Annotated in this window: 8 protein-coding genes; all 8 read left to right on the top strand. The window is 67.5% G+C overall.

What is annotated here, in order from left to right:
• Positions 1-159 precede the first annotated feature (159 nt).
• Positions 160-1,203, top strand: coding sequence for a site-specific integrase (locus EST92_RS28960; protein ID WP_254069088.1), 1,044 nt, complete (start codon positions 160-162; stop codon positions 1,201-1,203).
• A gap of 68 nt (positions 1,204-1,271) precedes the next feature.
• Positions 1,272-2,420, top strand: coding sequence for a tyrosine-type recombinase/integrase (locus tag EST92_RS28965; RefSeq protein ID WP_254069089.1), 1,149 nt, complete (start codon positions 1,272-1,274; stop codon positions 2,418-2,420).
• A complete protein-coding gene (locus tag EST92_RS28970; protein ID WP_129283666.1) occupies positions 2,380-3,489 on the top strand; it encodes a tyrosine-type recombinase/integrase in 1,110 nt (369 codons plus the stop codon). The genes EST92_RS28965 and EST92_RS28970 overlap by 41 nt, the downstream gene beginning before the upstream one ends.
• Positions 3,486-5,738, top strand: a complete 2,253-nt coding sequence (locus EST92_RS28975; protein ID WP_254069090.1) for a tyrosine-type recombinase/integrase — start codon at positions 3,486-3,488, stop codon at positions 5,736-5,738. Before EST92_RS28970 ends, EST92_RS28975 begins: the two co-directional genes overlap by 4 nt.
• Positions 5,728-6,171 carry a DUF6262 family protein gene (locus tag EST92_RS28980; protein ID WP_129283667.1) on the top strand — a complete coding sequence of 148 codons (444 nt, stop codon included), beginning with the start codon at positions 5,728-5,730 and terminating at the stop codon, positions 6,169-6,171. Before EST92_RS28975 ends, EST92_RS28980 begins: the two co-directional genes overlap by 11 nt.
• Before the next feature lie 231 nt (positions 6,172-6,402).
• Positions 6,403-6,753 carry a helix-turn-helix transcriptional regulator gene (locus tag EST92_RS28990; protein ID WP_129283668.1) on the top strand — a complete coding sequence of 117 codons (351 nt, stop codon included), beginning with the start codon at positions 6,403-6,405 and terminating at the stop codon, positions 6,751-6,753.
• Positions 6,750-8,702 carry a hypothetical protein gene (locus EST92_RS28995; protein WP_129283669.1) on the top strand — a complete coding sequence of 651 codons (1,953 nt, stop codon included), beginning with the start codon at positions 6,750-6,752 and terminating at the stop codon, positions 8,700-8,702. The genes EST92_RS28990 and EST92_RS28995 overlap by 4 nt, the downstream gene beginning before the upstream one ends.
• Before the next feature lie 474 nt (positions 8,703-9,176).
• A complete protein-coding gene (locus tag EST92_RS29005; protein ID WP_129283670.1) occupies positions 9,177-9,638 on the top strand; it encodes a nucleotidyltransferase domain-containing protein in 462 nt (153 codons plus the stop codon).
• Positions 9,639-9,765 lie beyond the last annotated feature (127 nt).

Below are 9,765 nucleotides of genomic sequence, written 5' to 3' on the forward strand. Positions count from 1 at the left end.
TTCACCGCCGGGGAACCGGACCTTGTCTGGGCGGGCGACATGACCGAGATCGACACCGGCGAAGGCAAGCTCTACCTATAAGTTACGTGGAATCATGCTGACGGATGGACTTGCTGCCGAGGGCGGTACGCGGGCTCCTGGCTCGCGTTGAGTGTGTTCGTGACGGTGTTGTCGGAGAAGTGGCCGGTCCTGGGGCGGCATGAGAGGGCTGGCGAGTGGCTGCAGATCTGGTCGGATCTGGGCCGGTCGCCCCGGACGATCGATGCGTACGCTCGCGGCCTGGGCGAGTTTCTGCTGGCGTGCGAACGGGACGGGGTCGATCCCGAGAGCGCCAACCGCAGTCATATCGCTGCCTTCGTACGGGAGTTGAGGACGCGACCGAGCAGCGGTGGGTCGAATGTGCTGGCCTTGGACTCCGGGGCGGGGCTGTCCAACGCCGCTCTGCAGCAGCGGTTGGTGCCGGTGCGGCTGTTCTTCGACTTCCTCGTCGAGGAGGGCGTGCGGCAGTCCAATCCGGTGGGCCGTGGGCGCTACACCCCGGGGCGGGCGGTCGGCGGGACGGCCCGGGGGCTGGTGCCGCGCATGGTGAAGCTGCCGTGGATCCCGGCCGAGGCCGAGTGGCTGCAGGTCCTGGAGGTCTTCCGGGCCGAGCCGGTCCGTAACCGGTTGATGCTGGCGTGGGCCTATGACTCGGCGCTTCGCCGCGAAGAGCTGTGCTCCCTGCGGACCGACGACATCGACCCGGCCCACCGCACGCTGCGGGTGGGGGCGGAGACGACCAAGACCCGTCAGGAGCGGGTGGTGCCCTACTCGGCATCCACCGGGGTGCTGCTGGGCGAGTACCTGCGCCACCGCGCCTCGCTGTCGCGGGCCCGGGGGCCGTTGTTCCTCTCGGAGTCGCGCCACAATACGGCCCAGCCGCTGACCTTGTGGACCTGGTCGAAGGTCGTGCGGCGGATTGTGCTGGAGGCCGGGGTGCCGCGCTTCTCCACGCACACCACGCGGCATCTATGTCTGACGGACCTGGCCCGGATGGGCTGGGAGGTGCACGCGATCGCCTCTTTCGCCGGACACCGCAGCACCGAGTCGACCTTGCGCTACATCAACCCTCGGGAATTGCATCAGACGGGCGAGAAATTGCAGGTCGCCTGGTCGCTGGGGGAAGCGGAACCAGTTCGCAGAGTCTATGGACTGGCCTCCTGAACAGGCCCGTTGCCAAGCCGATCCCTTCTGATGCATGATCTGCCCTCCAGAAGGGAGGGTCTGGAGTGGTGCATCAGCGCAAGATGGCCCTGGCTGGGTCGGCTCAACTGGAGCTCGTTTCCGGGGTGGTCCAGCTGCGTCCGGAGGACGCGATGTTCGACGCGATGCTGCGGGGCTGGCGTGCTCAGCAGAAGTCGCGGGGGCTGAAGGACGACACGATCGACCCGAGGGAACGGCTGATCCGCCGGTTTCTGGACTTCACGAACGAGTACCCGTGGCGATGGACGCCCGCCCACCTGGACGAGTGGTCGGCGTCTTTGACGAGCGAGAAACACCTGGCGCCGTCCACGATCCGCAGCTACCAGGGCATCGTCCGACTGTTCACCGAGCTCCTCATCGACGCCCGCTACGGCTGGGTCCCGGCCTGCGAGGAAGCCTTCGGCACCTTCCCGGTGGCGATCTGCCACGAGTGGAATACCCTCCCTCACCTGCAGGATTACGAAGGAGACCCGGAGGCGATGCCCTTCACGCGGGAAGAGTTGCAGCTCTTCCTCGACTACGCCGACGACCAGGTCGAACGAGCGGTCCGGGCGAAACGCAAGGGAGCACTGGCGGCCTACCGCGACGCCACCCTGTTCAAGGTGATCTACGGGTGGGGACTTCGCCGGACCGAGACGTCCAAGCTCGATGTGGTCGACTTCGGACGCAACCCACAGGCCCGCCAGTTCGGCCGGTACGGCACCCTCAACGTCCGCTACGGCAAGGCGAAGAAGGGACAGCCGCCGCGACGGCGGAACGTGCTGTCGGTGATGGACTGGGCCGTCGAGGCGGTCGCCGACTACGTCGAGAACGTCCGCCCACGCTTCGGATTCCCCGATCATCCGGCTCTGTGGATCACCGAGCGCGGGGGCCGCCTGCAGCCCGGCTCGATCAACGACCGGTTCGAGGCATACCGGGACGCCCTGGGGCTGCCCAAGGAGTTGTCACCGCATGGACTTCGCCATTCATACGTCACGCACCTGACCGAGGACGGGGTGGACCGGCGCTTCATCCAGCTTCTCTTGAGTCCTCAGCAGTGTGTCCATGACGTACAGCACGAACCTGGGGCGGGCGGCGATCTGTGTGGTGGAGGTGGTTATCTACCGCCGTCCACCAGGCAGTTCTCCGGGAGGTTTGATGCTGGTGCAACGGGTGCTGATGCCCGACTCGCCGCTTGAGTCATGGACGGTCCTCGGCAATGAAGGCGGGATAGTCGAGCCGATCGAGCGTTACCTGGCCTACCTGACCGACATCGAACGGTCGCCGAACACGATCAAGGCATACGCCCATGATCTGAAGGACTGGTTCGTCTTCCTCGACCGGCGGGGTCTGGACTGGCGTGAGGTCCGGCTGGAGGACTTGGGCGAGTTCGTTGCCTGGCTCCGGCTGCCGCCTGCGGGACGGCATGGCGGTGTGACGTTGCTGCCCTCGGCGGAGCATCACTGCGGGGTGACCACGGTCAATCGGAAGCTGTCCGCGGTCAGCGGTTTGTACGTCTTCCACGCACGCCACGGAGTAGACCTCGGCGACCTTGTCACAGAGCTGCAGCCGGTCCGCGCCCGCCGCACGGGCTGGAAGCCATTTCTCTACCACCTGGCCGGCGGCCAGCCGGAGCGGCGTCGGACGATCAAGCTGAAGACGCCTCGCACGCATCCGACGATACTGACGGCCGCCGAGGTCCAGGCGATCCTGGACGCCTGCACCCGGCTGCGGGACCGGTTCCTGTTCGCACTGCTGTGGGAGACCGGGATCCGGATCGGCGAAGCTCTGGGCTTGCGGCACGAGGATCTGGCGGCGACAGAAGGCGAGTTGACCGTCATGCCGCGCGTCAACGACAACCGGGCGAGAGCCAAGTCCGCATCGCCCCGCACCGTTCCCGTCGGCCCCGAGATCGTAAGGCTCTACGCCGACTACCTCCATGGTGAGTACGGCGACCTCGACAGCGACTACATGTTCGTCAATCTGTGGGGCGGCTCCTACGGGCGCCCGCTGACCTACGCGTCCGTCTACGATCTCGTCCTGCGACTGCGCCGCGACACCGGCATCGACTTCGACCCCCACTGGCTCCGGCATACCCGAGCGACCTTGCTCCTGCGGCAGGGAGTGCCGATCGAAGTAGTCAGCACTTTGCTAGGACATTCCTCGATCGCCACCACGCACGACATCTACGGCCACCTGTCGGTGGAGGACGCCCGCCGTGCTCTGGAGGCCGCAGGATTCCTGACCGGTCGGGAGGTGCGCTGGTGAGCCAGGAGACTTCCGCCGTTCCGTCTCTCGGCGCCGGACTGCTGGGCAAGTTGATGGCTGCCGTCCGGCCGGAGTTCCGGGTGGATGTGTTCATCCCCGAGCCCGGGGAACTGATCTTCGGTCTGGGTGCCTGCCGGGTTCCCGGCTGCCCGCGCCAGCCCCGCACCCGCCAGCTCTGCCGCGGCCACTACTACCGCTGGCAACGCCGCGGGAAACCGGACGTTGAAGCGTTCATCGCCGATCCCGGCGCCGATCCGGTCGGGCGGTCCGAGCTGACCGCCTGCGCCGTCGCCGGATGCCGCTTCGGAGCGGCCCGTCAGGGCCTATGCGTGAGCCACAACGGCTTCTGGGAGCGAGCGGGCAAACCCGACAAGAAGATCTGGACCGCCGGCCTCCTGGTAGTCGAAGACGACGGCCGCCGGGTCTGCCGGCTGTCGTTCTGCACCCTGTGGGCTCAGGGGAAGTCGCCGTTCTGCCACAACCACAACTCCCGCTGGCAGGCCGTCGGCCGCCCCGAGATCGAGGAGTTCGTACGCCGCTGCGAGGCAGCGGGCGACGACCGGTTCGACTTCCGACCGCTGGACGGCCAGCGACAGCTGCGGCTGGAACTGCAGTACGCACTCCAGTGCCGTCACGTCGACCGGCAGGTCAACACCCACAGCTCGGCCGTCGCCCCGGTGATCCGACTGGCCGCCTCCAGCGGCACCGCGTCGTTGCTGGAGTGGCCGATGGAGCGGTGGATCGAGTACTACGCGGCGATGCGAGGTGCCAGCCACAGCCAGAACGGGCAACTGGCCTTCCTGCGCTATGCGTACACGCATCTGGAAGACCTCGTCCACGGCAACGGCTGGGAGAGCGAGTTCCCGCGCGACGTATGGGAACTGCGCCGACTCGGCATCGAGGGCACCCGGGCCCGGCTGCGGTTCGACCGCATCACCCAGCCGTGGCTGCGCGAGCCGGCCAAGCGATTCGTGCGCTGGCGGCTGAGCATCGGCCGCAGCATCAACCAGGCCATCGTCGACATCCTTGCCCTCAACCGCTTCTCCGGCTTCCTGGCCGATCCCCGCGTCGCCGCCGACAAGCTCGCCCGCGTGGACCGGACCGTGCTGGAACGCTACCTCGCCGACCTGGCCCTGGACCCGCGCTCGACCCATTCCCGCAGCCGGGACATCGGCTCACTCAACGCGTTCTTCAACGCCGTGCGCCGCCACGGCTGGGACCAGAGTCTCCCGGCGAACGCGACCTTCTACCCCGACGACTTCCCCCGCCCCGACAAACGGCTGCCCCGGGCGCTGGCTGAGCACGTGATGGCTCAGGCCGAGCAGCCCGCCAACCTCGGCCGCTGGCACAACCCCGACGGCCGGGTGCTGACCTTGATCCTCATGCGCTGCGGACTGCGCGTTGGCGACGCCTGCAACCTGGCCTTCGACTGCATCATCCGGGACGCCGACGGCGCCGCCTACGTGCGCTACCTCAACCGGAAGATGAAACGCGAAGCCCTGGTCCCGATCGACGAGGAAGTCGAGAACGAGATCACCACGCAGCAGCAGCGCGTCCTGGACCGCTGGCCCAGTGGCAGCCGGTGGCTGTTCCCGGCACCCCGGATGAACCCCGACGGCACCCGGCCACTGACCACGCACTCCTACCGGGGGCAGCTCGACCTCTGGTTGGAGCGGTGCGACGTCCGCGACGAACACGGCCGGGCCGTCCATCTGACGCCCCATCAATGGCGCCACACTTTTGGAACCAGACTGATCAACCGAGACGTCCCGCAGGAAGTCGTACGCGTCCTTCTCGATCACTCTTCCGGCGAGATGACAGCCCACTATGCCCGGCTGCACGACACCACGGTCCGCCGGCACTGGGAGAAGGCCCGCAAGGTCAACATCCAGGGCGAAAGCGTCACCGTCGACCCCCAAGGCCCTCTGGCCGAGGCCACATGGGCCAAGCAGCGGCTCGGCCGTGTGACCCAGGCCCTGCCCAACGGCTACTGCGGTCTGCCAGTACAGAAGACCTGTCCGCATGCCAACGCTTGCTTGACATGCCCGATGTTCGTAACGACCCCCGAGTTCCTGCCGCAGCACCGTGAGCAACGGCAGCAACTGCTGCAGATCGTCTCCGCCGCCGAGGCCCGTGGCCAAGCACGCGTGGTCGAGATGAACCGCCAAGTCCTCGGCAACCTGGAGAAGATCATCACCGGTCTGGAGTCCGACCCCGGACAATCGGAGGCGACCGCCGATGCGAGCTGACAACAGCCGGCACATCGTCGACGCCGCCCGCCGCCGCAGCGAGTACACCCGGGCCAAGGCCGTCCAGGCGCTCCGCTCCCTCGACGCGGCGGGCGAGCCAGTCACCTTCGAGCACGTCGCGAAACGCGCCGGCGTCTCCCGGTCCTGGCTCTATGCCCAACCGGACTTGCGCGCGGAGATCGAGCGGCTGCGAGCAGTACAAGGCCGCGACCCCGCATCGCCCATCCCTGCACGCCAGCGCACCTCCGACGCTTCCTTGCTGCGGCGACTCGAAGCTGCCAACGCCCGCATCCGGCGCCTCACCGAGGAGAACCAGCAGCTTCGCGAACAACTCGCCCGCGCCCTTGGCGAACAACGCACCGCGACGACCCGCACAGGCCCGCCGCGAGCGGGCGCGAGCAATCCCAGGTCGGTAACGATCGGCCCGTGCTGAAAGGCTCAACCGTGTCCTCATCCGCAACGTCACGGACAAACTCCGCGACGAATACACACAGGTCAACGGCCTGCCGAACGAGCGAACTCAAGATAATCCAGCAGCAAGTCGGCCATGACTGCGACAGCTCCACCGCCATCTACACGCACGTCAGCGACGACTTCATGAACACTGCCCTGCACAAGGCACTGGCCCCGGCGTTCGCCGGGGTCTGACAGGAGGGATCCGGCGATGGCCGCCAAGCTCGACTACCGCTGGCACCTGCGCAAGGTCATGGCCGACCGCGGGATGTTCTCCACCACCGACCTCATCCCGCCGCTGGCTGACCGCGGCATCACGCTGTCCACCAGCCAGGTCTACCGGCTCGTCGTGGAGCGACCCGAACGGTTGAGCCTGAAGATCCTCATGGCCTTGCTCGACATCCTGGACTGCACGATGGACGACCTCATCGAGCCCATTGCGGCGGCCGGCACCGTGAAGAAGCCGAAGAAGGCAACCGCTGGCGGCTCGGTGCCCGAGGCGGAGGGGCTCGGCGAATTGCGTCCAAAGCGTGCTCGGATCAGAGGAGTTGACCGGTCTTGACCACGGCTGACCAGCTTGATCGCGCCGTCTCGGACCCGATCGGCCTGATCACGGACCTCGTCACCGATGTCGAGAAGGACCTTGGCGCCGAGAGCATCCGGGCTGTGGTCACCGCGGTCGCGGGCGGCCGGGCGAAGTCGCGCCAGCTGGCCAAGGCCCTGGCGATGCGGTCTGCCGTCCTGACCGACGGCGGGTCCCCAGCACCCCGGGCGATCGGCGATCTGCTCATCGAGCTCCGCAAGGCCGACGCCTCGGCGATCGCGGCACCGGTCTGCGCCGAGTGCGGCAAGCAGCTGCGAACCCTCCAGCGCAAGGGCCAGGACTGGTACTGCTCGGTTTGCGGGCAGGAGAGAGCTGAGTGCACCGTCTGCGGAAACGTCCGCCGCGTCAGTTTCCGGGACCGCAAGGGCCTGCCGCGCTGTTCGATGTGTCCCGACAACGACGACCGTGATCCAGCCGCGGTCGTCCACGAACTGATCACCGCGATCGTCCCGGGCGCCGACCGTGATGCGGTCGCCGAGGCCCTCCGCCAGTCGGCACCCCACCGTCCTCACTATCGCCAGCGAGTGGTCTGGGCCTTGGAGGAGAACCCTCGTCTGCTGACCGGGGAGGGTTATCTGGCGCCGCATCGTGCCATCCTGCGGTTCGTCGACCCGCTGCACGAGGCCGGTGTCGCTGGGATCGTCCGGCCCGCCTGCCCTCGCTGCCACCGGGTAGTCCGCATCGACAAGCCGCTCGACGGGCAGCGGGTCTGCCGCAACTGCATCGCCAAGTCCCGTTTCGAAGAATGCGTACGCTGTGGTGCCCGGCGCGAGCCGGCCACCCGCGACGCCGAGGGGCGACCGCTGTGTCCGAGCTGCCTGGTCAGGGACCCGGCGAACCTGGAGACCTGCGCCGTCTGCGGTGAGTCACGCATGGTCAACTCCCGCACCGCGGACGGGCCGATCTGCCCGAACTGCCGTCCCCTGCCCATCCTGCTTTGCTCGATCTGCGGCCGCACCGCACCCTGCATGCTCTCGAAGCTCACCGGCCTGCCCCGCTGCGGCGGCTGTGACAGGCGCCAGGGTCACTGCACCATCTGCGGACGCATGCGCGGCATCCACTCGGGCACCGCCGACGCCCCCGTCTGCGGCCCCTGCACCACGCCGGACGCAGAGCTCTGGCGCCCCTGTCCCACCTGCGGACAAGCCGAACGGCTGCACGCGCCGGGACCGTGCCCTCGCTGCACCCTCAAGCAGCGGCTCCACGAACTCCTCGCTGATGACACCGGCTCCATAAACCCGAAGCTCCAGTCCCTTCACGACGCCCTGGCCGGCACCGAACGGGCCGGCACCGCGATGCGCTGGCTCTCCAAGGGCATCGTCGCCGCAGTCTTGTCCGATCTTGGTTCCGGCCGTCGGCCTCTCACCCATGAGGCCCTGGACGAGCTCCCCGAAGGCAAGGTCGTCGAGCACATCCGCAGCGTTCTCGTCGCTACCGGAGTCCTGCCCCGGCGGGACGAGCAAATGGCCCGTCTCGAACGGCACGTGAAGGACCTCGTCGACTCCCATGCGACGGCCGAGGGCCGGAAAATGCTCCACCAGTACGCAACGTGGCATCTCCTGCGTCGGCTTCGCCGACGCAGCCGCGGCAAGGAGATTACGCACTACCAGCTCGCGGGCGCACGGCAACATCTGCGGGCAGCCGTTCATCTCCTGGACTGGCTCGAGGAGCGGAATCTGACCCTTTCAACCTGCCGCCAGGACGACCTTGAACGCTGGATGACCAGCGCCGATGTCCGGCATCGCCGGGAGGCAGGACACTTCGTGCGCTGGGCCCTTTCCCAGAAGATCGCCCGCGATCTCAGCTTCCCTGCCGAGCGATGGAAACGGCCCCTCCCAGGCGATGGACGACGAGGCCCGCTGGGACACCGCCCGTCGCCTGCTGCACGACGGCACTCTCAAGCCTGAAGACCGCCTGGCCGGACTGCTGTTGCTCCTCTATGCCCAGTGGCCCGCAGCAATCTCCCGGCTCACCGTCGGCCACGTCGAGGAGACGGACGGAGCCGTTCGCATCCGCCTCGGCGCCGTTCCGGTCGAGCTTCCCGCACCCATCGCTGACCTGGCCCGACAGCAGGTCGCGGTCCGCCGCAGCCATGCCGTCCTCGGCCGGACAGAGTCGTCCTGGCTCTTCCCGGAGGTCAGCCCGGCCGGCCGATCAGTGCCTGGGCCATGGGCGAACGCCTCCGCAAACTCGGCATCCGGCTCGCGGAAGCCCGCTCGACCGCACTGTTCCAGCTCGCCACCGAGCTGCCCGCCGCGGTCCTCGCCCGCACCCCTCGGCATTGACATCACCGTCGCCGTCAAATGGCAGCGAGCCGCTGCCGGAGACTGGGCCGCCTACGCAGCAGAGATCAGTCGCCGTCCAAAAACCCAGGAGCCCACATGACACACCACGCCGAACAATCCGCGAACCAACCCGAGATCTCCCAGGAACGAGTCGCCGAAGCGCAGGAGATCATCAACCGCATCACACGCTGGGCCGCCAACCGCCAGGATATCGTCGGCCTGCTACTTGTCGGCTCATTCGCCCGCGATGCCGCGCGGCCTGACTCCGATATCGACATCGTCCTGCTCACGACAGACCAGGCTCAGTACTTCAACAACATCTCGGCCAACGAGCTCGCTCTCGGCGAGCTGGTCCGAACGCAATCGTGGGGGCCCATCACCGAACGACGCTATGCCACGGCCTCAGGTCTGGAAGTTGAGATCGGCATCGGCTCTCCGGAGTGGGCACAGACGGACCCCGTCGACCCTGGCACACGCCGCGTCGTCACCGACGGCGCCCGCCCTCTGCACGATCCAGCAGGAGCCCTTGCCGCTCTGATCCAGACATGCCGACCGTGACCGTCCCGTCAGAGGCATTCGGGCAGTTCCAATACCCGACTCCACCATTAAAGATCACTCCCAACACGCTGACCAGGGCATACACCGAGGCCGGATACTTCTCCCGGAATCTGCGGACCATCGAGGT

Source organism: Streptomyces sp. TM32 (assembly GCF_004122755.1).
GTDB lineage: Bacteria > Actinomycetota > Actinomycetes > Streptomycetales > Streptomycetaceae > Streptomyces > Streptomyces sioyaensis.

Bases quoted from the DNA above. Each gene is read 5' to 3' on its own strand.
- EST92_RS28970 (WP_129283666.1), top strand. From the start codon at position 2,380: ATGCTGGTGCAACGGGTGCTGATGCCCGACTCGCCGCTTGAGTCATGG.
- EST92_RS28980 (WP_129283667.1), top strand. From the start codon at position 5,728: ATGCGAGCTGACAACAGCCGGCACATCGTCGACGCCGCCCGCCGCCGC.
- EST92_RS28990 (WP_129283668.1), top strand. From the start codon at position 6,403: ATGGCCGCCAAGCTCGACTACCGCTGGCACCTGCGCAAGGTCATGGCC.
- EST92_RS29005 (WP_129283670.1), top strand. From the start codon at position 9,177: ATGACACACCACGCCGAACAATCCGCGAACCAACCCGAGATCTCCCAG.